At 42.0% G+C, this 25,253-nt stretch carries 19 protein-coding genes, 1 tRNA gene and 1 pseudogene; 18 read left to right on the top strand and 3 right to left on the bottom strand.

The genetic code is table 11. The annotated features are described in order from the left end of the window. Positions 1-125 precede the first annotated feature (125 nt). The 4 genes and pseudogenes from DWW60_RS00375 to ftsH all read left to right on the top strand — a co-directional run bounded on the left by DWW60_RS00375 (position 126) and on the right by ftsH (position 3,251). Complete coding sequence (locus DWW60_RS00375; protein WP_117874164.1) at positions 126-776, top strand: hypothetical protein; 651 nt, start codon at positions 126-128, stop codon at positions 774-776. A 97-nt stretch (positions 777-873) separates the two neighbouring features. Next, a pseudogene (locus DWW60_RS00380) lies at positions 874-965 on the top strand. Between the two features lie 5 nt (positions 966-970). Next, positions 971-1,044: transfer RNA gene (locus tag DWW60_RS00385), tRNA-Cys, on the top strand. A gap of 386 nt (positions 1,045-1,430) precedes the next feature. Beyond that, the gene (gene ftsH, locus DWW60_RS00390; RefSeq protein ID WP_117874165.1) at positions 1,431-3,251 is read left to right on the top strand and encodes an ATP-dependent zinc metalloprotease FtsH; all 1,821 of its coding nucleotides are present in this window, start codon (positions 1,431-1,433) and stop codon (positions 3,249-3,251) included. A gap of 98 nt (positions 3,252-3,349) precedes the next feature. Here ftsH and DWW60_RS00395 read toward each other — a convergent pair whose 3' ends face one another. After that, a complete protein-coding gene (locus DWW60_RS00395) occupies positions 3,350-4,045 on the bottom strand; it encodes a Crp/Fnr family transcriptional regulator (RefSeq protein ID WP_055222757.1) in 696 nt (231 codons plus the stop codon). 402 nt (positions 4,046-4,447) lie between these two features. Between DWW60_RS00395 and pflB the strand changes: the two genes are divergently transcribed. From pflB to DWW60_RS00450, 10 genes are all read left to right on the top strand, one after another. Next, positions 4,448-6,724 carry a formate C-acetyltransferase gene (gene pflB, locus DWW60_RS00400; RefSeq protein ID WP_117548842.1) on the top strand — a complete coding sequence of 759 codons (2,277 nt, stop codon included), beginning with the start codon at positions 4,448-4,450 and terminating at the stop codon, positions 6,722-6,724. 210 nt (positions 6,725-6,934) lie between these two features. Further along, positions 6,935-7,777, top strand: coding sequence for a radical SAM protein (locus tag DWW60_RS00405; protein WP_117874166.1), 843 nt, complete (start codon positions 6,935-6,937; stop codon positions 7,775-7,777). Positions 7,778-8,061: 284 nt separating this feature from the next. Beyond that, positions 8,062-9,276 carry a 2-hydroxyacyl-CoA dehydratase gene (locus DWW60_RS00410; protein WP_117874167.1) on the top strand — a complete coding sequence of 405 codons (1,215 nt, stop codon included), beginning with the start codon at positions 8,062-8,064 and terminating at the stop codon, positions 9,274-9,276. A 2-nt stretch (positions 9,277-9,278) separates the two neighbouring features. Continuing rightward, positions 9,279-9,941: a response regulator transcription factor gene (locus DWW60_RS00415; protein WP_117874168.1), complete on the top strand. Its 663-nt coding sequence runs from the start codon at positions 9,279-9,281 to the stop codon at positions 9,939-9,941. A 58-nt stretch (positions 9,942-9,999) separates the two neighbouring features. After that, positions 10,000-11,016: a sensor histidine kinase gene (locus DWW60_RS00420; protein WP_117548848.1), complete on the top strand. Its 1,017-nt coding sequence runs from the start codon at positions 10,000-10,002 to the stop codon at positions 11,014-11,016. Positions 11,017-11,251: 235 nt separating this feature from the next. Further along, positions 11,252-12,019: an ABC transporter ATP-binding protein gene (locus tag DWW60_RS00425; RefSeq protein ID WP_117549420.1), complete on the top strand. Its 768-nt coding sequence runs from the start codon at positions 11,252-11,254 to the stop codon at positions 12,017-12,019. Further along, complete coding sequence (locus DWW60_RS00430) at positions 12,006-14,096, top strand: ABC transporter permease (RefSeq protein ID WP_117548849.1); 2,091 nt, start codon at positions 12,006-12,008, stop codon at positions 14,094-14,096. The genes DWW60_RS00425 and DWW60_RS00430 overlap by 14 nt, the downstream gene beginning before the upstream one ends. A 260-nt stretch (positions 14,097-14,356) precedes the next feature. Beyond that, on the top strand, positions 14,357-14,752 hold the full coding sequence (locus DWW60_RS00435) for a C-GCAxxG-C-C family protein (protein ID WP_117874169.1): 396 nt from the start codon (positions 14,357-14,359) through the stop codon (positions 14,750-14,752). Between the two features lie 69 nt (positions 14,753-14,821). After that, positions 14,822-15,274, top strand: coding sequence for a GNAT family N-acetyltransferase (locus DWW60_RS00440; protein WP_117874170.1), 453 nt, complete (start codon positions 14,822-14,824; stop codon positions 15,272-15,274). A gap of 273 nt (positions 15,275-15,547) precedes the next feature. Then, a complete protein-coding gene (locus DWW60_RS00450; RefSeq protein ID WP_147341839.1) occupies positions 15,548-17,737 on the top strand; it encodes a DUF6070 family protein in 2,190 nt (729 codons plus the stop codon). On the opposite strand, the gene DWW60_RS00455 is transcribed toward DWW60_RS00450, so the two are convergent. Then, positions 17,725-19,563, bottom strand: a complete 1,839-nt coding sequence (locus DWW60_RS00455; RefSeq protein ID WP_117874172.1) for a BlaR1 family beta-lactam sensor/signal transducer — start codon at positions 19,561-19,563, stop codon at positions 17,725-17,727. The two genes, DWW60_RS00450 and DWW60_RS00455, sit on opposite strands and share 13 nt — an antisense overlap. 3 nt (positions 19,564-19,566) lie before the next feature. Further along, entirely contained in the window at positions 19,567-19,950 is a 384-nt protein-coding gene (locus tag DWW60_RS00460; protein WP_055144280.1) for a BlaI/MecI/CopY family transcriptional regulator, read from the bottom strand. A gap of 173 nt (positions 19,951-20,123) precedes the next feature. Here DWW60_RS00460 and DWW60_RS00465 point away from each other — a divergent pair, with 173 nt between their 5' ends. The 4 genes from DWW60_RS00465 (at position 20,124) to DWW60_RS00480 (ending at position 25,220) form a co-directional block, all read left to right on the top strand. Next, on the top strand, positions 20,124-20,558 hold the full coding sequence (locus DWW60_RS00465) for a hypothetical protein (RefSeq protein ID WP_015535037.1): 435 nt from the start codon (positions 20,124-20,126) through the stop codon (positions 20,556-20,558). 138 nt (positions 20,559-20,696) lie between these two features. Further along, positions 20,697-22,286, top strand: a complete 1,590-nt coding sequence (locus tag DWW60_RS00470; RefSeq protein ID WP_022216348.1) for a family 43 glycosylhydrolase — start codon at positions 20,697-20,699, stop codon at positions 22,284-22,286. Positions 22,287-22,310: 24 nt separating this feature from the next. Beyond that, positions 22,311-23,639: a Na+/H+ antiporter NhaC family protein gene (locus tag DWW60_RS00475; protein ID WP_022216349.1), complete on the top strand. Its 1,329-nt coding sequence runs from the start codon at positions 22,311-22,313 to the stop codon at positions 23,637-23,639. 165 nt (positions 23,640-23,804) lie between these two features. After that, entirely contained in the window at positions 23,805-25,220 is a 1,416-nt protein-coding gene (locus DWW60_RS00480) for an alanine/glycine:cation symporter family protein (RefSeq protein ID WP_022216350.1), read from the top strand. Positions 25,221-25,253 lie beyond the last annotated feature (33 nt).

A 25,253-nucleotide genomic window follows, 5' to 3' on the forward strand; every position in this document is an offset into this window, starting at 1 on the left:
TCGTTAGAGATAGCAAATATCGTGATGAACAGATCATATTTGAAGAGCCAGATGTTAAAAATCACCTGAAATAAAAGGGGATAACATATAAATGTAATTATTAAAATAAGGAGGATACGAATATTATGGAGAAAATGATAGTGACAAGAGCTCTGGATGAGAGAGACCTTCTGATAAAGAAGATCAATGATGCCATAGACAGAGCCAGTTTTGTGACAGTGAAAAAGACATCAGATGATATCGTTATCGGTGGTAAGAAGAGCGTGCAGGAGTTTGATGACGAGGCGAGGGCGGATCTTCGGAGTATAAGGGATCTCATAAGCAGATACAACAGGCTTGATGCAGCGATCCTGCTTGCAAATGCCACTACGGATATAGAGGTGGCAGGGGTGACCATGACGAGGGCAGCGGCAATCAATCTCAGAAAGACTTTACTTGGAAGAAGTTTCTCAAATACTAACTTTGATGACGCTCTTATCAGAAAGATAAATAACGATTTCACCAAGGCCAAGATGGCTATCAATAAGTCACAGGAGAATGCCGACAGACAGAAGGAGGCCATGAGTACAGCGCTTGCTTCAAGTGATAAGAAGGTTCTCAGTGACGACAGTCTGAAAAGCATATCTGCCTACTGCGATAATCTTGTATACAGCATGGTGGATCCAATTGACGCTGAAAAGGTTGTTGGAGACTTACAGGGCAGACAGGATGAGCTTAAAGCTAATCTTGAGAGCGCTATAAGAATATCGAACGCGACTACATATGTAGAGTTCTGATATTTCAGAACGGACAGGCAAATTCTTCATAAGTATTGCTTACAGTACGAATAGCTTCTATTCAGTCCGCAGCACACGGCGATAAGTGTGTACTTAAGCGTTTATACCCAAGTGGTTTAAGGGAATGGCTAAACAGTCATAGGGCAAAAAATATTTGCCGCGAGGGTTCGACTCCCTCTAATCGCGCCAAAATTATCTTGTTGGTCAAATGGTAAGACAATGCTCTGCAACAGCATGAATACAGGTTCGATCCCTGTACAAGAACCCAAATGGTATTCTTCTTTAAGGAAGGCGGGCTTGAACTGTTAATAGTCACCGGTTAATAGATAATGGGTATTGGTTAACTTATAAGAGTGTTGAATAGATATCAGATATATAATAATTGTTCTTTAGGCATCAGAATGTGATGCTGAAATCCATGAGAATGGTTAATGGAGGTGCTGACTGATCAGCCCGAAGCTGCCCACATGGCTGTACTGTAAGCAATATTTATAATTTTGCCTGTGTTTTCAAAAGCGTTATACAAATTTTAGAAATAATTAATTGAATAAATCCTCCTTGTGATATAAGGTTAGAATAATATATATGATAATGGCGTTTCTGTATTGTGTCAGACATATATATCCTAAAAAATATCACAAGGAGGATTTTTATATGAAAGAAGTAAAACAGCCAAAGAAGCCGCTGATATTTTATTATCTGATAGTGCTTATCATAATAATGGTTCTCAATTTCATATTTGTCCCATGGTTTGCTGAGAGAAGTATAGAGGAGGTGGACTATGGTACGTTCATATCCATGACAGATGACAAGAAGATCGATGAGGTAGACATTGAGGCACAGTCAAATGTCATCTATTTTACAGGCAAAGATGACAAGAAGGTGTATAAGACTGCTATGGTGAGTGATGAGAACTTAACCGAGCGACTTTACAAGTCGGGAGCCAAGTTCTCAGGTCAGGAGATCAAGCAGACATCACCGATACTCAGTTTTATACTCAGTTGGATCGTGCCTATACTTATATTCACATTACTTGGAAGAATGCTTGCCAATCAGATGATGAAGCACGCCGGAGGTGGCAAGAATTCCATGATGTTTGGAATGGGCAAGAGTAATGCGAAGATATATGTTAATTCCACAGAGGGAATAAAGTTTACAGATGTCGCCGGAGAGGATGAGGCAAAGGAGAATTTGACTGAGATAGTTGAGTATCTTCACAATCCTGGAAAGTACAAGGAGATCGGCGCTTCCATGCCAAAGGGTATTCTTCTTGTGGGTCCTCCGGGAACAGGTAAGACCATGCTTGCCAAGGCTGTAGCCGGAGAGGCGAATGTACCTTTCTTCTCAATGTCCGGTTCAGAGTTCGTTGAGATGTTCGTAGGTATGGGTGCTTCAAAGGTAAGGGATTTGTTCCAGCAGGCAAAGGAAAAGGCTCCATGTATAGTGTTCATCGATGAGATAGATGCCATAGGTAAGAGGAGAGACGGGCAGATAGGCGGCAATGATGAGCGTGAGCAGACACTTAACCAGCTTCTCACCGAGATGGATGGATTCGAGGGCAACAATGGTGTCATCATCCTTGCAGCAACTAACAGACCGGATTCACTTGATCCTGCACTGCTCAGACCGGGAAGATTTGACAGACGAGTACCTGTAGAACTTCCTGATCTCAAGGGACGTGAGGATATACTTAAGGTTCACGCCAAGAAGGTCAAGATAGGAGACAATGTAGACTTCAATAAGATAGCCAGAATGGCATCAGGTGCATCAGGTGCCGAGCTCGCAAATATTGTAAATGAGGCGGCGCTCAGGGCTGTCAGAGCCGGCAGAGGCTTCGTGACACAGGCCGATATGGAAGAGAGCATAGAGGTCGTAATTGCAGGTTACCAGAGAAAGAATGCGATACTTACAGACAAGGAGAAGCTTGTCGTGTCATACCATGAGATCGGACATGCGCTTGTAGCTGCCAAGCAGACTGATTCAGCGCCTGTCCAGAAGATAACCATAGTTCCGAGAACATCGGGAGCTCTTGGTTACACCATGCAGGTGGATGAGGGTAATCACTATCTTATGACCAAGGAGGAGATTGAGAATAAGATAGCGACACTCACAGGCGGAAGAGCTGCGGAGGAGATAGTATTTGGGTCTATTACAACGGGAGCCTCCAACGACATAGAACAGGCAACAAAGCTTGCAAGAGCTATGATAACCAAATACGGAATGAGCAAAGAGTTTGATATGGTAGCCATGGAGGTAGAGACCAACAAATACCTTGGCGGTGATTCATCACTTTCGTGCTCGGCAGAGACGCAGACACTCATAGACAAGAAGGTTGTGGAGCTTATAAGAAAGCAGCATGAGAAGGCGGCAACCATCATTCTTGAGAACAGAGCGAAGCTTGATGAGCTTTCCAATTATCTGTATCAGAAGGAGACGATCACAGGCGAGGAGTTTATGAAGATATTGAATTCATGATTCTCTTAGATATAATTTCAGTTACCGGGTGTTGGCATTTTACAATTCCGCACCCGGTAACCATAAGATAGACCCGTACTGTATTCAGAATAGTATTATTACGTCAATTCCTCGTGGTCAAGCTCCAACAGCTTGAAATGATTCTTTTTGAACTCTATAAGTCCTTCACTCTGCATGTTGGACAGCTCCTTTGACAGTGCAGTTCTGTCGACATTCAGGTAGTCGGCAAACTGTTCCCTGTTAAATGGGATATCGAACTCAGTTGTTCCAAGAGAGCTGGCAAGTCCTGAGAGATAATAGCTGACACGCTCACGTATCTTCTTTGGCTTTATATAGAAGATATGAAGTGAGAGTGTGAGACTCCTTCTCGATGACAGCAGGAGAAGGTTCTTGAGCATTTGCAGATGCCACGGATAACTGTTGTATTTGCCGGACATGATATCCTGTGCGTTGAGCAGGAATACGATAGTAGGCTCTGTTGCTCTTGCGTCGATCATGAGTTTGTGTCCGGACAGGGCGTATGTTTCACCGAACACCTTTCCAGGAAGTGCTGAACTCAGGATACTTTTGGAGCCCCAGTAGTCAACATTCTCAACAATCACCCGGCCTTTGATGACTATTCCAAGCTCCTCGGTTATTTCGCCGGCTTTGAATATAGTGGAGTTGTATCTGTAATAGTGTTCGCGCAGGATCCCGAGATCCATCATGGTTTTGATATCGGCTTCCGAGATTCCTTTAAATGCCATCATGTTGAGTACTTCAGACAATTGATATTGAGGAATTTTAAGTTTCATACATAACCTCCATCTTATTATTTATTTCTATGCAGAGCAGCAGTCTGCAGCGTAGTATATTATAGTGACAAGGTGTCATGATGCGGGGGTGCGATAAGGCTTTCAGCTATAGAATGTATATTTTTTTAAAACACAGTATATTGTATATGTGCAATAAATTATCCCTTGTCCATACACAATATATATTATTCATATATTTTCTCAAATTTTTTCAAAAAAAGTTGTTTAAATCTTTATTACGTGGTTATAACAACCGAATTTATGAGTAAAGTATAATATACTTACAAATGAAAAGCAAGGAATGTGATAAGCATTATTGAATTATAGAAGATTATTCTGTATAATAAGTAAATAGTGTGTCACATTTTCACATATTAAAACACTGAAAGGAGAAATTTTATCATGTTACAGAACCAGGAATGGGAATCATTCACAGGTAGACTCTGGAAGGAAGAGTGTAATGTAAGAGACTTCATCCAGAACAACTACACACAGTACGATGGAGACGAGAGTTTCCTTGCAGCCCCAACAGATGCTACTAACAAGCTTTGGGATAAGCTTCAGGCACTTCAGAAGGCTGAGAGAGATAACGGTGGAGTTTTAAAGGAGGATGCTGATGTTGTATCAAGCATCACATCTTATGGCCCAGGCTACATTGATCCAGAGACAAAGGATCTTGAGCAGATTGTAGGTCTTCAGACAGATGAGCCACTTAAGAGAGCATTTATGCCTTATGGTGGTATCAAGATGGCTGAGGAAGCTCTTCAGATGTATGGATATACTCCAAACGAGAACTTCCACAAGATCTTCACTGAGTATCACAAGACACACAACCAGGCAGTATTTGATGCTTACACACCAGAGATGATGGCAGCTCGTCATACACATATCGTAACAGGACTTCCTGACACATATGGTCGTGGACGTATCGTAGGTGACTACAGAAGAGTTGCTCTTTACGGTATTGATCAGCTTATCGCTTGGAAGGAAGAGGATAAGGCTAACTGTGGCGATGGCAACATGTTTGATGATGTCATCCGTCAGAGAGAAGAGCTTTCAGAGCAGATCAAGCGTCTCAAAGAGATGAAGGTTATGGCTCAGTCATACGGATATGATATTTCAAAGCCAGCTTCAAACGCTAAAGAGGCTGTTCAGTGGTTATACTTCGGATACCTTGCAGCTATCAAGACTCAGAACGGTGCAGCTATGTCAGTTGGACGTGTATCTACATTCCTTGATATCTATATTGAGAGAGATATTAAGGCTGGTAAGCTTACAGAGGCTGAGGCTCAGGAGCTTATCGATCATTTCACAATGAAGCTTCGTATGGTTAAGTTCGCAAGAATTAAGTCATACAACGAGCTGTTCTCAGGAGATCCTGTATGGGCTACTCTTGAGGTTGGTGGTATCGGTGTTGACGGACGTTCAATGGTTACAAAGAACGATTACAGATTCCTTCATACACTTGAGAACATGGGACCAGCTCCAGAGCCAAACCTTACAGTTCTTTACTCATCAGCTCTTCAGGATACATTCAAGAAGTATGCTGCTAAGATTTCTGTAAGAACAAGCTCAATCCAGTATGAGAACGATGATGTAATGAAGCCAATCTGGGGCGATGATTACTCAATCTGCTGCTGTGTATCAGCTACACAGACTGGTAAGGAGATGCAGTTCTTCGGAGCTCGTGCAAACCTTGCTAAGTGTCTTCTTTACGCTATCAATGGTGGTAAGGATGAGAAGTTCCTTGACAAGAAGACTGGTAAGCCAATGCAGGTAGGTCCAGAGTACTCACCTATCACATCAGAGTACCTTGACTATGATGAAGTACTTGCTAAGTACAAGAAGATGCTTGACTGGTTAGCAGGACTTTATGTAAATATTCTTAACCTCATCCAGTACATGCATGACAAGTACTACTATGAGTCAGCTGAGATGGCACTTATCGATACAGATGTACGTCGTACATTTGCAACAGGTATCGCTGGATTCTCACACGTAATCGACTCACTGTCAGCAATCAAGTACGCTAAGGTTAAGGTTATCCGTAACGCAGAGACAGGACTTGCTGAGGACTTCGAGATCGAAGGCGAGTTCCCTAAGTATGGTAACGATGACGACAGAGCTGATAACATCGGTGTATGGCTTCTTCATGAGTTCCTTACAGACATCAAGAAGAGACACACATATCGTAATTCAGAGCCTACAACATCTATCCTTACAATCACATCTAACGTAGTTTATGGTAAGTACACAGGTAACCTTCCAGATGGAAGACGTGCTTGGACACCATTTGCACCAGGTGCTAACCCAAGCTACGGCGCTGAGACATCAGGACTTCTTGCATCACTTAACTCTGTTGCAAAGATTCCTTATGAGTGGTCACTGGATGGTATCTCAAATACACAGACAATGAACCCATCAGCACTTGGACATGATGAGGAAGAGAGAGCTACAAAGCTTGTAAGCGCAATGGATGGATACTTCGATCAGGGCGCTCATCATCTGAACGTAAACGTATTTGGTAAGGATAAGCTCCTTGATGCTATGGAGAATCCAGATAAGCCAGAGTACGCTAACTTCACAATCCGTGTATCAGGATATGCTGTTAAGTTCATATCACTTACACGTGAGCAGCAGCTCGATGTTATCAACAGAACATTCCATGACTCACTTTAATTCTTAGCTGACGCTGGATTTTCAGTGAAGTTATAGATGCTTTGTCAGATATAACAAGAACCATGGTCCCGGGGATAACCTCTCCGGGACTTTTTTTAAGAATATGTATTTATATCATTTTTATAAGAGATAATAGACATGTAGTTTTGTTTGTAATTACTTTCATTAATTGAGAGTTGTATTTGAATAGGAAGAACTTAGAGGTGAAATATGTCTGAAAAGAAACAGGTTTTAGGATATGTCCATTCGACAGAGAGCTTTGGAGCAGTAGATGGTCCAGGCATAAGATTTGTAGTTTTTTTACAGGGCTGCAAGATGAGATGTAAATATTGTCACAACCCAGAGACATGGAATCTTGTGACAGACTATAGTAAGCTTTACTCAGATGAAACAAGCGATGCTGAGAGAGAAGAACTTGAGAAGAAGATAGAAGAGAATACAAAGCTGCTGAAGGATAAGGGCGTCAAGATCGAGGCGAGGACCCCTGAGGATCTGTTAAAGCAGGCACTCCGCTATAAGCCATATTGGAAAAACGGCGGTGGTATAACAGTGAGCGGTGGTGAGGCGCTGCTGCAGATGGATTTCCTCATCGAGTTTTTCAAGCTTGCGAAGGCTGAGGGTATTCATACGACAATAGATACAGCCGGCAATCCATTTACAAGGGAGGAACCATTCTTCTCCAAGTTCAATGAGCTGATGAAGCTCACAGATTTGTTCCTGCTTGATATCAAGCAGATCAATGATGACAAGCATAGAGATCTCACAGGATTCTCCAACAGCAATATACTTGATCTTGCACAGTATCTGTCAGATCAGGGTAAGCATATGTGGATCAGACACGTACTGGTACCAACCATCACAACTGATGAGGATGATCTGAGAAAGACTAAGGAGTTCATAGACACTCTTAAGACTGTAGATAAAGTTGAGGTACTTCCATATCACAAGCTCGGAATCCCTGAGTGGGAGAGACTTGGAATACCATATAAGCTTGAGGGAATCGACCCGCCTACTGATGAGGAGCAGAAGCTTGCAAAGAGTATTCTGGAATAAACTTAAGAACAAGAACCGGGAAAATCATCGATAGTTCAGTTCCCAGCCTATGCTCTAGCAGTCTATAAAAATATTTGCGTTGAGACACAGGTGCTATATAAGATGTTAAAACCATTGTAACGGGTGTGACATTTTATATAGTACCTGTGTTTTGTTATATCAAAAAATAAGTTTAACATAATTAATTAGTAAACAGTGGCTAGGTGCATGCAAAAGAAGTTATAATATATAATTAAAGTGCTACAAACACGTTATATCACTGCAAAGTATATGGGGAGTAAATTATGTATAAGATAGACGAGAACGCATGGAATGAAAAATATATATTGCTGATCCCAGCCATGCTGGATGCGCATTTTCCTCTGATAAAATACGCCTTTTATTCAAAGGATTATCATCCGGTCATACTGTCAAATGAGGATCATATCACGGATGTGGGACTTAAGTATGTGAACAATGATATGTGTTATCCGATTGTGTTAAATGCCGGGCAGATGATAGATGCACTGCAGTCAGGCAAGTATGACATCAACCGGACAAGACTTCTCATGCCGACGGCGGGGGATGCCTGCAGGGGAGCCAACTACTTACATGTGTTAAAGGAGTCGGTGAGAAAGGCAGGATTTGACAGGGCAAAGATATTGTCTCTGAATGTTAAGGGGCTGGAGAAGGAATGCCAGATGCGCGTGCAGCCATTCATGGTGTGGAGAGCCCTGTTCGGACTCTTCTACGGAGATATACTCATGCTGCTCCTCAATCAGACAAGGCCAAATGAGGTGAAAAAGGGGCAGTCACAAAAGGTTTGGCAGAAGTGGATAGATATCCTGTCCAGAGATCTGAAAGATGGAAAGAATCTGACTCTCGGCAGGATGAAACGAAACTTTGTCAGGATAGCCAGGGATTTTTCACGGATAAAGCTGCATGATAAGAGGAAACAGCGAGTGGGGATAGTGGGAGAGCTGTACATAAAGTATTGCCACTTGGGCAACTGGGATATGATAAAGTTCCTTGAGTCAAATGGATGTGAGAGCCATACAAATGGGCTTTCATGGTATGCCATGTACTATATGGATTCACACCTCACAGACAATATGACATTTGAATCTCTGCTTTACAAGGCGGGGCTGAAGTTCTTCGGCAGCCTGCAGAGAGCAATGATAGAGGCGCTTAGAAAATATGGGTTCTATACCATGGAGGATTTCTTCACGATGAAGCGTGAGGCTGAAGGATATGTGAGCTGGGGATATAAAACAGGAGATGGCTGGCTCATCGGCGCGGAGATAACGGGACACATACTCCATGAGTGTCCAAAGGTTTTGGCGGTTCAGCCATTTGGCTGTATGCCTAATCACACCTGCGGAAGAGGTTTGTACCCTTCGCTTCAGAAGAAGCTGCCGCAGGGCATGATAGTGAGCTGTGATATGGATTCCAGTGGTTCAAAGCTGAATGTCTACAACAGGGCGAGGATGTTGGTGGATATGCCGTTGAAGGAGGAATAAACGTGAAAAAGATATTTGTTGTTGAAGATGACGAGAGCATCTGTGAGGAGCTTGTGCAGATACTTGAGAATGAGGGCTATGAGGCTGAGAGTCTTAAGAGCTTTGACAATACAAAGAACGATATATTGAAAGCGGCACCGAATCTGGTGCTCATGGATATCAATATTCCGGGGATAAACGGCAGAAATCTTGTGAAGGAGATACGAAAGGAATCTGATGTGCCTATCATCATGGTCACAAGCAGGACTTCTGAGATGGATGAGGTGCTGTCCATGAGTTATGGCGCGGATGACTATATAACAAAGCCATACAATCCAACGATACTTCTGCTTAGGATAGCGGCGGTGCTCAAGCGCATGGAGGGCAGCCAGAATACGGCATCATACAGAGATGCGGAGGTCAACTTCAGCAAGGGGACAATCAGCAAAGGTGATCAGGAGATGGTTCTCACCAAGAATGAGATGATCATATTCCAGCTGCTGCTTGCCAACAGGGAAAAGATAGTGTCGAGGGATGAGATCATGACAGACCTATGGGACAATGACGAGTTTGTAAATGACAATGCACTTACGGTGAACATCAGCAGGCTCAGAGGAAAACTGGCGGATCTTGGATATGATGATGCCATAGAGACCAGGAAGAAGCAGGGATACCGACTTGTATGACGGGTAAGTGGGGTTATATATCATTTACAGCAACAAAAGATTGGAGTAATTTTGTAAAATGAAATTTGGCTTGTATATAAAGGATAAACTTGGAATAATTGCGGGATATGCGGGATTTGTGATATTCACATATCTGCTCATGATGGCATTTCACTCACAGTTACAGATGAGGATTATGTTCGTTATCGTGGCTGTGATATTTGTCGTCTCGGTTATCGCCTACGATTATCTGAAGAAATATAGGTTCTACAACAGTCTGGTTGGACATCTGGATGAACTGGATCAGAAGTATCTTATACTTGACACTTTGGACGAGCCTGACTTCTACGAGGGTAAGCTGGTGTATTCAGCTATGTACGACATCAACAAGTCCATGACTGAGAATGTGAGAAAGTACAGGGACAGCGTGGAGGATTTCAAGGACTTTATTGAGATCTGGGTTCACGAGATCAAGCTTCCTATAGCCAGTCTGGTGCTCATGTGCCACAACAACAGGGATGTGATCCCGAGAAAATACGAGGAACAGGTCGCAAGGCTCGACGCGTACGCGGATCAGGTACTCTACTATGTGAGGGCGGAGCATGCTGCGGCGGATTACAGATTTGCTGAAACAAATCTTAAGAGTGTCATCGGAAGAGTGGCGTTGAAGAACAAGGATATGCTGCTTGATGGTGATATATCGCTGAATGTTCATGATGTGGATGAATGTGTTGTGACGGATTCAAAGTGGCTTGAGTTTATGGTAAATCAGATCGTGAGCAACAGCATCAAGTATATAGACCGGGGACAGGAAAAGACTATAGAGATCTGGGCTGAAGCAGTGGGTGACGGCAAGGCTCTGCACATAAAGGACAATGGAATAGGTATACCACAGTCTGATATTCCACTTGTGTGCAAGAAATCATTTACCGGGGAAAATGGCCGGAAACATGCGAAATCCACAGGTATGGGACTTTATATAATAGACAATCTGTGCAGGCAGCTGGGACATAAGCTGAATATAGCGTCAAAGGTGGATGAATACACAGATGTGAGCATAGTATTTGGACATAATGATATATACAAGATTGGATGATATAAAAATTGCGTTTTTCGATAGTGGGATACCGGATCGGGTGAGCGTCCCCAAGGTTACAGAATTGTAATGTTAGGTAATAATGAAAAAAGGACAATTGCTTTCAAAATGTGTAAACTGCAAATATGTTCAATGGTGAGAGCAGTAATAGACAAACATTTGAGGAGGCATTTCAATGGAAAATCCAACAAAAAATTCAACGAAAAATTCTATGGAAAATCCAGTGGGAAATTCAATGGAAACAATATTAAAGATTGACAACATTGAGAAGTATTATGGAAACAAATCCAATATGACAAAGGCCATAGATGGAATATCATTCGATGTGGAGGCAGGAGAGTTCGTAGCTATCATGGGTGCATCCGGAAGCGGTAAGACGACACTGCTCAACTGCGTTTCAACTATAGATAAGGTTAGCAGCGGACACATCTATGTGGGCGGCAAGGATATCACAACACTTAAGGGCAACAAGCTTAACGAGTTCAGAAGAGAGGAGCTTGGATTTATATTCCAGGATTTCAATCTTCTTGACACACTCACAGCGTATGAGAATGTCGCACTGGCACTTTCCATACAGAATGTTCCTGCAAAGCAGATAGATGCGAAGGTCAGAGCTGTTGCAAGGGAGCTTGAGATCGAGAGTGTTCTGAAGAAGTATCCGTACCAGATGTCGGGCGGTCAGAAGCAGAGAGTCGCATCTGCAAGAGCCATCATCACTGACCCAAAGCTTGTGCTTGCAGATGAGCCTACGGGAGCACTCGATTCCAAGTCGGCAAAGCTGTTGCTTGAGAGACTTAAGCATCTAAATGAGGATCTCATGACAACGATACTCATGGTAACACATGATTCATTTACAGCCAGCTATGCAGGTAGGATACTTTTCATCAAGGATGGAAAGGTGTTCCACGAGCTCAGAAGAGGAGGAGATACCAGAAAAGAATTTTTCAATAAGATCATAGATGTCGTGACACTGCTTGGAGGTGATCTGAATGACGCTCTTTAAGCTTTCCGTATCAAATATGAAGAAGAGTATAAAGGACTATGCCATATATTTCTTCACTCTGGTACTCGGTGTTGCAATCTTCTATGTGTTCAATGCCATAGAGACGCAGACCGCCATGCTCCGGATATCGGCTGACACAAGACAGGTCGTGCAGCTCATGAGCAAGATGATTGCGGGTGTCAGTGTGTTCATCGCATTTGTGCTCGGATTTCTCATCATATATGCAAGCCGTTTCCTGATGAAGAGGCGTAACAAGGAATTTGGTCTGTACCTCATCCTTGGAATGGGAAAACGCAAGGTGTCCACAATGCTTTTCATAGAGACACTTATCATCGGACTTGTATCACTTGTGGTAGGACTTCTTGCCGGAATAGGAATTTCACAGATAACAAGTGTACTTGTTGCAAACATGTTCGATGCAGATATGTCATCATACAGCTTTGTGTTCTCTGGCAGCGCATTTGCCAAGACCTGTCTGTATTTTGCAATCATATATGTGGTGGTTATAATCTTCAACACATTTATCATCAGCAAATGTAAGCTCATCGACCTTTTCCAGAATGGAAGAAAATCTGAGAATGTCAAGATCAAAAATCCATGGGTATCAGTTATCGTGTTCCTGATATCAGTTGTATCACTTGGATATGCTTATCATGCGGTAATTACCGATATAAATGACATGTACATGAACGATCTCTACAAGTGGATCGTGACTGGATGTATTGCAACAGTGCTCTTCTTCTGGTCGGTATCCGGAATGCTCTTCAGGATCGTGTCATCCATGAAGAATGTGTATTACAAGGGACTCAATTCATTTGTCGTGAGACAGATGAGCAGCCGTGTCAACACAAATGTACTTTCAATATCATTAATCTGCCTTATGCTTTTTGTGACAATATGTGTGCTTTCATCAGCACTTGCAGTAAAGAATTCATTAAATGAGGGCATTGCGAAATATGCAAGAGCGGATGTGTGTATATCAAAGACCCAGAGCGGTGATTCAATCTATTATGATGAAGACGAGATGGGTAATGACAGCGAGACAAATGATCTTTTGAAGAAACTTGAAGTTACTGATGGAAAGAGCATAGAGGACGTATATAGTGAAAATAATATAGATCTCGGAACATACTTTTCAGATTATGTTGACGTACACACGTATACATGTCCTACACTTACTATCAGAAACTATCTGGGAGATGAGGCACTGATTGATTCTCTTGGAATAGATGTAAACGCTTGGTCTGGATTTGATGGAACGGAGGAGATCATATCACAGTCCGACTACAACAAGATTGCAAAGCTTTATGACAATGCTGAGCTCCAGCTTGACGATGACGAATATGCCATCCTGGCAAATTATAGAATATTCGTGAAGATTCGTGACGAGAGACTTCAGGAGGGCAAAGAGATAGAGGTATATGGCAACAAGCTTAAGCCGGTTATCTCATACTGTATAGACGGAGATATAGAGCTTGCCACACAGCCGGTCAATACAGGCGTGTTTATCGTGCCGGATTCAGCCGTTGAAGGTGCACAGTTTGCAAAGGAATATTTCATCGGAAAGTATGCCGATCAGGACAGGGATGTCATACAGGATAGTGATACGATCATAAGGAATGTATCAAAGAAGGATGAACTCGGCGGACTTATCACAGTAAATACTAAGGACAGCGTGAAAGCAGCCAGCGTGGGAGTAGGAGCGATAGCATCATTTATAGGTATGTATATCGGACTCATATTCCTCATATCCGGTGCAGCCATCCTTGCACTCAAAGAGCTCTCGGAGAGCACAGACAACATAGAGAGATACAAGATGCTCAGAAAGCTTGGCGTGGATCAGCGCATGATCAACAAGGCTCTTTTCTCACAGATGGGACTATTCTTCGTATTCCCACTTGCTCTCGCCATAGTCCATTCGATATTTGGAATGATGGTCAGCATGAAGATTCTTGACACTATGGGAGCGTATGATATAGCAGGTGCTATCGGAATCACAGCTGCTATCGTGATGATCATATATGGTGGATATTTCCTTATAACATATCTGTGCAGCAGGAAGATTATCAGTGAGTGAGGATATAACTATTATTGAAAATAATTGCACTTTTTATTGAATGAATAACATAATTATGTTATCATCAACATACGATATAAATGTGACATGTCACATTATCTGGGCTGGTCGCAAGACCCAGGTCCAACCTAATTAGGCGGGGAGACTCCCCGCCATTTTTTATATGGAGGTGTAATGGGGAAATTCCTCAAAGGGATACATAAAAAGGAATTTTGATGGTTAACAAATGATTATTTGTATATGGATTGGAGGAAGTCATAATGAACAAACATGTAGAAAAAGCTATGGAGATAAGAAACGAGACACCGATGGTCAATAACTGTGCGCAGACCATTCTGCGAGCTTATGCGGACGAGCTTGGATTAACAGGAGATATGGCGGCAAAGCTAAGTGCTAATTTCGGTGGTGGCATGAAGTGTGGTTCAACCTGCGGTGCGATCACAGGAGGGCTTATGGTGCTTGGCGCTCTGGGCGTTGAGAATCCATACGTGATAAATCAGTTCAGGCGCAGGATAGCAGATAACCACAACGGCATGACCGATTGTACCGATCTGTTAAAGGCAAATGCCCAAAAGGGCGGAATCAAGAAAGTGCACTGTGACGGCATGATAAGAGAGGCTATAGAGCTGATAGATGAGCTGGTGAAGAGTGAATAAAATGTAACAAGAACAACGTGTTTACCTATCCTGGAGGAAAAAGGATTCTGGAATGGAGGATGCAAGTAAATGAAAATAGACTACAGAAGACTTACAGAAAATGAACTTGATACATTTATAAATATGAGAATAAATCAGCTCAGGGAAGAGGGCGCAAAAGAAGAGATAGACCTGGTGCCAGCGCTTAAGGATTATTATACCCGCCATATGGCAGACGGAACATTTGTATCATGGCTGGCTTTTGACGGGGATGATATTATAGGGACAAGCGGCATGTCATTTGTGGAGAAACCGCCATATTTTGGATGCCCAAGTGGAAGAATTGGGTTGCTCTCCAGTATGTTTACCAACCCTAATTATAGAAGAAATGGCATTGCAAAGGAACTGTTATCCCGTGTTGTAAATGATGCAAGGGATTATGGATGTGGAACGATACAGATCACGGCATCTGACATGGGGGTTAAATTGTATACGGATTTCGGATTTGTTCATAATGGTAATTTCATGCAGTATAAGCTGTAGTATATATGATGATGTAGCAAAAGTTACATTTAGAGATTGCCTTGCCTATCACAGTGGGAGATAACGTCTGGATCGGAACGAATGTTTCAGTGCTGCCGGGAGTTACTTATTTTAGGGCGAAGTTATAAGTAATTAGTATTGACACAGCAATAAACTCCTTTATAATAAATACTACAAATGTAATATTTATTATAAAGGAGTTTTGATATGATGAACTTATATTTTTTTATCTTGAAATACTACGTATGTAATATATACAAGAAGTTATATTGTATGCTACTTTTGGTTGGCATAGCCATATTGTTATGCAGTTGTTCCAATAAAAATGCAGTGGCAGACGCAGAGCGGACAGTTATTGATTTTAGTATATCTGATGAAAATCAGTTTATTGCAGATTTGGATGATATATATTCATCCTGTCAGGATATGAAATGCAAGACCGAGGAAGAAAAACTGAATCAGACTAGGACCATAATAGAATCGATGGGAAGTAAGGGGTACATAGCTGTGGATGTGGAGAATCAGATCAATATGGCAAATGCAGAGAATGCGGAGATGTTTTTATCAGAGGTGGCTGAAAACAGAGATGCGGGATGTACAATACTGCAGGTCATGTATGATAAGTCCTTTGTAAGGTTTGATTTTAAATCAGGCGGTAACAATGTTATGATAACCAGGCGATTCTATGTGTGGGAGAATAACTGTTTTGTTGAGAAAAATGAAGAAAACTATAAGGCCTATACATGGAAATACACAGACGGATATCTATTTTTTGAGAGGTACAGAATGGGAGGATATGACGGAGATTCTGCGTATACGGCATTACGAGTTGAGCCTCTGGATGAGAAGTTAAGGGTACTTAACAGAAAGTATATCAAGACGATTGGATATGATTCGAATAATTTATTTACCACAAACTGGGATGAATCAGATATGAACAAAATAAATTATTACGATATCTATGAAGCACTTTACAAAATGAAATATGGTATGTCTAGTCCCTATTCGGACGAGGGGGTTACATATATGATAGAAGGGAAGTTATACGAGAAGGTGTTTCAGGAGTATTTGCCTGTGTCTACAGATGTACTTCAGCATGTCAATGTATATGATGTGTCCAGACAAATGTATCAGTACAGAACGAGGGGGATGTTTGATCACAGTGTGACACCAGTGGTTCCATTTCCAGAGGTAGTGGATGCTGAGTATAATGCTGACGGAACAATAACCCTCATAGTAAATGCTGTTTCGGAGAAGGATGAGAGTGGCAGATTATTTACACATAAAGTTACAATAAAGGAGAAAGAAAATGATGGATTTGAGTATGTGTCAAATGATGTTCTGACGATGGGCAAAGAGGGGATATATTGGTACAGAGACAGGCTTTCTGATAAAGAGTGGCAGGAGCACTACGGAGATAAGACCATCACAATAAATCAGAATGGAAATGTTATTGATGATAGTCTGTTATCCGATGACGAAATGGAGAATGTAAAAGTAAATATAATAGGAATATTGCAGTCAGATGCCATAAGAAAGTTGTATGAGGATGAAGATATTTCGGATAATAGTGATTTAATATATGGTGCAGTAGATATCTTAGGAAGCAGTGGACTGATTTGTTTTTCTGATGATACCAATATGTATAATTATCAGCTATTTCAGTCTTTTTATAGAAATTATACAGATGGTGGAGAGCGAGATTACATTTGCGTATATAGGGTAAACAGGGATGCAAGCGTGACAGAGATGACATTTGCGTATGATGACAGCCGGATACAGATGATTTTCAACACAGCAAAGTACGAGAATCGTGACTGGAAATTTATAGCGACTGGCATACGGGATTTAAAAGATATGAAACTCACAGAAAAAGGCTACTTTATATATACATACTCAAATATAATAGCCCATGGTGGGCTGAAGGAGTATTTCAGAGTCAGTCCGTTGACGGATGAATGCAGGAAATTGACAAGAAAATATGTGTATGGGCTTAGTTATGTGAATTACAATATGCTTGTTATCGATTGGGATGAGTCAAATGCATCAGATATACTTGTGCCGTGTATGTTTGATGATATATACAGACTGTACACTGGTGAAAATCTGAAACCTGATGGTGGATGGATAGATGCAGACAAATATGAGTCTGTTATGTTGTCAATGTTCCCTGTCACTGTGACGGAGCTGAGGGATAATTGTGATTACAATTCAGAAAAAAATTCGTACAGATATCAGGTCATTCTAGGAAAACAGTATCCACCATTCGGAGAGGTTGTGGACTATATCTACAACGATGATGGAACTGTTTCGCTTATTGTTGATGCGGTGTGGGCTGACAAGGGATCGGACATTGCATTTAGAAATACACTTACAGTAAAACCGGAAGAAGATGGTACTTTCAAATATATGTCAAATCATATAGAGAAGATGGAATGTGACATACCGGTTTATTCTGACTGATATTCATAGGCGTATATCCCAAGATCACGCAGTATTGACAGAGAGATCTTCGATGCGGAAAGTCCGTCCGCTGATAAAAACTGATTGTCATTTTCAGAAAGTGATATATTCGTGGCGAAAAAGTAATCATTATCATTAGATGTAATGAATCCGACGAACCAGCCGTTTATATTTATATCATCAACTCTGCCGGTACCTGTCTTGCCATACAGACTTTTTCCATCTGAGTTTGCAATAAACATGGACTCTATGACTGTATCCACATTTGTCTTAGACAGCTTCCAATCATTATTTTTCAGGTGACATAGCAGTTCTACCTGCTCTACCGGGGATATAGTCAGAGAGGATTCCAGCCAGTAACAGTTCTGAACTGAATTGATATTCTGATTTCCATATTCAATAAGACTGAGAAAATTTTTCACATCTGTGTGGTCCATAGCTGCATCCAGATTGTCAAAATACCAGTTTACAGATCCGGTCATGGCAGATCGAAGTGTCTGATCTGTGTTCCAGGCATCAAAAGGGTAAGTGCTCCCATCCCAGCGCATAAATGAGTTGTCGGAAGTTATGATGCCATGTTCAAGAGCCATCACTGCGTCATATATTTTATATGTAGAATCCGGTGAAGTGCGGCATAGGGCTTTGTCCTGGTTATAGATATACCATTTATCATTTCCCTTGTCGTACAGAGCAAAACAGCCGTTGTAGTCAGAAAAGTAACTGGATAGATCCATGGATTCCAGATTCACCGGGGCAAAATCCTTGTATTGTGTATCATCCAGAGCATATACAGATAATGGCGCACATACAGTCATCAGCAATATGATAATGAAAAATGCATATATACATTTTCGTTTTTCTCTGTTGGTGACAGGGTTGAAATTAACAATAAGCTGAAGCCTTGTTTTAAGTAATTTTTTCCTGCTTTTGCTCTTGAATGATACCGATGATGAATTACTGGATCTGCTTGCAGCCGCACGGAGGATGGTCTGTCCATACTTCACAGCATAGCTTTGACCAAGGTACTGCAATACATCATTGTCACATGCTTTTTCTCTGTCATGTCTTGCTGTATGTAATGTGTATATAACAACAGGATTGAACCAATACAGTATGCAGAATATGCAGATAAACATATTCACGGCATTGTCTCTGCGTTTAAAATGTTGTAGTTCATGTAACAAAATATGTCTCAGGTCGGTTATTGTGTAATCGGATATGCAGTCGTTGATTTGCCGTGGAATATATATAACAGGGCGGAATACACCTACAATGACCGCTCCAGATAAAGCAGAGGAGGAATATAATTTCGGTTTGTATCTGCGCACATTGCAGAGCTCAAGGCATTCCGAATATATATTCGATATGACAGTATAGTCAGTGACTGGAACAGCAGATTTTTTCAGCTTGTATAGTGATATGCCTGACACGATTAAACGGATAGAAAATATGTAAACTCCGGCAAGCCAGATAATAAAAAGGAGCTTTGGATATATTGTAGATGTACTGTTTACAGATATAGCAAAGTCGTTCATCCAGTTCCCATTTGATGAAGGGTTGGTATTGATAGGCACAGGAGTAACTGTATTTGCGGCAGAAGTACTTCTGTTAAATAATGATCGTATGAAACCTATGGCCTGGAATATAAATGAATTATTTACAGGAATAAATGGAATTACGAGAAGAAACAGCACAATATATATGGTGTTGTATCTGCCATTACATGTTAGCTGTTTTCTGAACATAAATCGAACAAATATCAGTAGCAGCAGAGAGAAACTTATGGATATATTGCTGATAAAAAAATGTGTGAAAAATTGAGTCAAGCCTTATTTCCTCCCGGTGCCTTTTACATTTAATATGTCTTGAAGTTCCTTTATATCATCAGCACTAAGCTCATCACTATCCACAAACGCAGAAACCATGTCGGATATGTGTCCATTGAAAAACTTCTTTAGAAAAGATGAGCTTTCATGTTTTCGATATTCCTCCTGACTGATGACAGGGGAGTAGACGAACATGCGGCCCTTTTTCTCATAGGAGATGGCAGACTTATCAGAAAGTCTTTTGATGAGAGTCTGGATAGTCCTGGGATTCCATGAAGTGGTATGCAACAGTTTGTCAGTAATGTCATTTGTGCTTATAGGGGCATATTTCCATATAACCTTCATAACTTCATATTCAGCTTCGGAAATCTGGGGAATGTGTTTCATAGATTATACTCCTTTAATACTACGTTTGTAATAACAGTATAAAGATTATGGGGTGGGGTGTCAACCTTTGTCTATACATATGAGGAAACTCTCCAAAAAGGATTGTTTAGCAGAGTATATAATTTTCAAACACCGGGTAACATACTCATATACAGGCTAAGGAGGTATATGGGATGATATCACCAGACACAATAAAGCTGCTCAGGGAATGTGATGCCGGGATCAAGATGGGTGTTTCGTCTATTGATGAGGTGCTTGGGTATGTGCATGCGGCGAAAATGAAGAAGATACTTATAGAATGTAAGGAGGAGCACAACGCAATAAAACAGGAGATACAGAAACTATTGGATGAGTACCATGACGATGGCAAGGATCCAAATCCAATAGCAAAGGGCATGTCATGGATCAAGACAAATGTGAAACTCATAGTGGATGAGTCGGACAATACCATAGCGGAGCTTATGACGGATGGCTGCAATATGGGTGTGAAGTCGCTGAATAAATATCTAAACGAATATAAGGCGGCGGATGACAGGGCGAAGGATAAGACGAAGAGACTCATAGAGCTTGAGAAGAAACTCTGCGAGCAGATGCATCCTTTTTTATAAGTGCTTGTTGACTAAAAAAGTTTTATTAAATATACTTGTAAATATGAGAACCCAACATGTCTGTAGATGACGCGGATCATGTTGGGGATTTATTGTTTTAGGGGAACAGAAAAAATTGATACAAGAAGGAGAAGATATATGAACAGGCAGGTTTACAACCCTTTTTTGCCGTTGAATGAGTACATACCTGACGGCGAGCCGCATGTATGGGGCGACAGGGTTTATCATTATGGATCTCACGATAAGGAGGGCGGTTACACGTTCTGTATGCAGGATTATGTGGTGTACTCCGCGCCGGTAAAAGATCTGACAAGCTGGCGATGCGAGGGCATTACATACAGGGCGAGCCAGGATCCGGCATACCCGGAGCTGAAGTATATGTACGCGCCAGATGTTGTGAGGGGGAATGATGGCAGATATTATCTGTATTACTGTATGGGCGGTGACTACGGTTACGGCGGATACACAGGTCCGATCAGTGTGGCTGTGTGCGATACGCCGGCGGGCAAATACGAATATCTTGGCCATGTGCATTACAAGGACGGCACTGTGATGAAGAAGTACATTTGCTTTGATCCGGCAGCCATGAATGATGACGGAACCATCAGGATATTCTACGGAACCCAGTACGGATACGAGGAGGAGCCTGATTTTCTGACAAATGGCAGGCTGGATGATGAGGTATCTATGTTTGGAAGAACAAAGGAGGAGATACTTGGCTACAAGGACAGCATCATGGGACCAATCATGGTGGTGCTTGAGGACGATATGCTGACGGTCAAGGAAGAACCGAGGCACATCATTCCTTACGCTGTGAAGGGCACATCATTTGAGGAGCATCCATTTTTTGAGGGTTCATCCATGAGAAAGGTGGGAGACAAATACTACTTTGTTTATTCGTCATGGCAGAACCATGAGCTGTGCTATGCGGTGAGCGATTATCCGGATCACGGATTTACATTTGGTGGCACTATAGTGTCAAATGGCGATGTGGGATATAAGGGAAGAAGTTTCGAGAACAAGCTGAATATGACCGGAACCACGCACGGAAGTATAGAGTGCATAGATGGTCAGTGGTACGTGTTCTATCACAGGCTCACACATAAGTCGGACTACAGCAGACAGGCCTGTGCCGAGAAGATCTATATAGCTGCGGATGGACACATAGACCAGGTGGAGGTTACGAGCTGCGGACTGAACAATGGACCGCTTGTGGCAAATGGCACGTATCCAGCGGTGATAGCATGCAACCTGACAAATGGACATATGCCGCACGGCTCCAACAGTATATACACGATAGAATTCCCAAATGTGACGAACAAGGGTGAGGATAGATTTATTGCGGAGATAGAGGATGGAACACTCATAGGGTATAAGTATTTTGCGCTTGGGGGCAGCAGTACATTTGGCGTGAATGTCAGATATGAGACGGATGCCAACAAGGTGGTGTATGAGGGACCTGTCAGGGTAGACGAGAGATGCGAGAATCAGGAGCAGCTCAAGGATGCAAACGATCTGGCAGAGAATGTAGAAGGATACTTTGACATATGTGTGACAGAAGATAGTGAGAGTATCGGAAGAATAGATATACCTGTATCTGAAGATATCTCAGAGACAGAGTGGAGATGGTGCGAGAACAAAGTGGATTTCCCAGAGGGAGTCCACGCGGTGTATCTTGTATACCATGGCAGAATAAAGGTTCAATTAAAAGATATACGATTTAGGTAAAATATTGAAAGAAGAGGGAGAATTATGAAGAAGTCAAATGGTGCGGCACTGATACCGATATACGTCTTTCTTGTCCTGTATCTGGGACTTGGAATACTGTTTGAGTACGTGCTGAAGATCCCGATGGGATTTTACAATATTCCAATAGTGGTTGCCTTTATGGTGGCGATATTTGTGGCATGTCTGCAGAACAGAAAGGTAAGCTTTGATGAGAAGCTTCAGATCATGGCAAATGGACTTACAGACAAAAATATTATAACCATGCTGCTCATATTCCTGACGGCGGGAATATTTGTGGGAGTCGTGGGGCGGAGCAGTGCCGAGAGTGTGGCATACTTTATGCTGAGTATCATTCCGGCGAGATTTTCCGTGGCAGTTTTGTTCGTTGTAGCGTGCTTTGTCTCAACAGCTATGGGAACGTCTGTTGGAACAATAACACTTCTGACGCCTATAGGAGTTGCAGTTGCCGATGCGTCAGGATTTAATCTGCCGCTCTGTGTGGCGTCCATCATGGGCGGTGCGATGTTCGGAGATAACCTGTCGTTCATATCGGATACGACCATAGCAGCATGTAATGGTCAGGGGTGTGCCATGAAAGATAAGTTCAGGGCAAACTTCTGGATAGCATTTCCTGCAGCGATTGTGACGCTCATAGTAATCTTGGTTAAGTCATTCAATACTGAGATAGGCGGAGTAGTACAACATGATTATAATATGATACAGATCATACCTTATGTTCTGGTACTCATAGGAGGAATAGTGGGATTTAATGTGTTTGTAGTCCTGATAGTTGGAATCGTGTCAGGCTCCATCATCATGCTTGCCACAGGGCAGACGGCAGCAGTGGATCTCCTGACGAATATGGGAAGCGGTGCAGCGGGAATGTTCGAGACGAGTATGGTAGCTGTACTTGTGGCTGCCATGTGTTCACTCATCAGAGAGTATGGCGGATTTGAGGCGCTGCTTTCGGCTATAAAGAAGGTGTTCAAGGGTGACAAGGGAGGTCAGCTCGGAATCGGACTTCTGGTTGGAGCCATGGACATAGCCACAGCCAACAATACGGTCGCGATAGTCATGGCAAATCCGATAGCAAAGGAGATGGCAGAGGATTATGGTATATCCCCGAAGAGATCAGCGTCGCTGCTTGATACATTTTCATGCATATTCCAGGGAATCATTCCTTACGGTGCCCAGATGCTGGTTGCAATATCAGCGGTGTCGGAGCTGGGACATGAGATATCAGCATTCCAGATAATCCCAAATTTGTTTTATCCAATACTCCTTCTTGTCAGTTCGCTTGTGTGGATGCTTATAAGAAGTAATGACAAACCACATATGGCAAAGAGACGGTAAAGAATATAGATGGACGAGATTTCGTAATATAATAAATAAATATTCGAAAAAACATGCAAAAAACCAAGAAAAATCTTGAAAATGCGTGTTTTTTCGTTTTTATTTAAGAATTTTTATGCTATAATTTACACTTGTGAATTATAAATAAAAAATAGGAGGAGTAACATGGACGCATTCACAAACTTTTTAGGCAAAGTTGATGATATTGTCTGGGGCTTGCCACTCATAATACTCATCATCGTCTGCGGAATCTATCTGACGATCAGACTTAAGTTCCTTCAGATAGTTCATCTGCCAAAGGCACTGAGATTCATGATTAAGAATGAGGAAGACGGTACAGGAGAGGTGACGAGCTTTGGCGCGTTATGTACAGCACTTTCAGCAACTATCGGTACAGGTAATATCGTAGGAGTAGCAACAGCTATAGGTATCCTTGCCGGTGGTCCCGGAGCACTTTTCTGGATGTGGATCGCAGCGCTTTTTGGAATGGCAACAAAGTATTCAGAGGGACTGCTTGCTGTAAAGTACAGAAAGATTGACGAGGATGGACACGTTCTCGGAGGACCTTTCTATTACATTGAGAGCGGTATGGGTCACAAGTGGAGGTGGCTTGCAAAGATATTTGCATTCTTCGGAGCATGCGTAGGTCTTATGGGTATCGGTACATTTACACAGGTAAATGGTATTGCTTCTGCAGTTCAGGCTTTCTTTGATCCTGACAAGGCAAATACAGTATCAATCTTTGGAAATGACTACTCAATAGCCATCGTCATCTCAGCATTTATTCTTGCAATCCTTGTAGGACTTGTTGTAATCGGTGGAATCCAGAGAATATCAAAGGTTTCTCAGATTATAGTACCATTCATGGCAGTTCTCTACATCGTGGTGTGTCTGGTTCTTATCATAGTTAATATAAATAAAGTTCCAGCTGCATTTGAAACAATAGTCAAGTGCGCATTTAAGCCTATGTCATTTGCAGGTGGTGTTACAGCAAGTCTTGCAATAGCCATGCAGAAGGGTGTTGCACGTGGTATCTTCTCGAATGAGGCTGGCCTTGGTTCTGCACCTATCGCAGCAGCAGCAGCTCAGACAAAGGAGCCTGTTCGTCAGGGACTTGTAACAATGACAGGTACATTTATTGATACTATCATCGTATGTACAATGACAGGTCTTTCAATCGTTATGATGGGAAGCTGGCAGGATGGCAGCCTTGAGGGAATCGCAGTCACAACTGATGCATTCCAGAAGGGACTTTTCTTTATGCCAGGTCAGGTTGCAGCATTCATCCTGATGATCTGCCTTGTATTCTTCGCATTTACAACTATCCTTGGTTGGGACTATTATGGTGAGAGGTGTCTTGAGTACCTCACAAACGGCAGCAAGGTCTCAGTTCAGATCTATCGTTGGTTATACATACTTTGCGTATTTATCGGACCATACATGACAGTTAAGGCTGTATGGACTATCGCTGATATATTTAACGGACTTATGGCGATTCCGAATATCATAGCATTGCTTGCACTCAGCAGTGTGGTTGTGGCAGAGACAAAGGATTACTTTGCACGTCACAAGGAACTGTAGGGCTCAATAGAAGTAAATATTTATAATAATTGG

This window comes from Coprococcus sp. AF16-22, assembly GCF_003461545.1.
Classification (GTDB): domain Bacteria; phylum Bacillota; class Clostridia; order Lachnospirales; family Lachnospiraceae; genus Coprococcus; species Coprococcus aceti.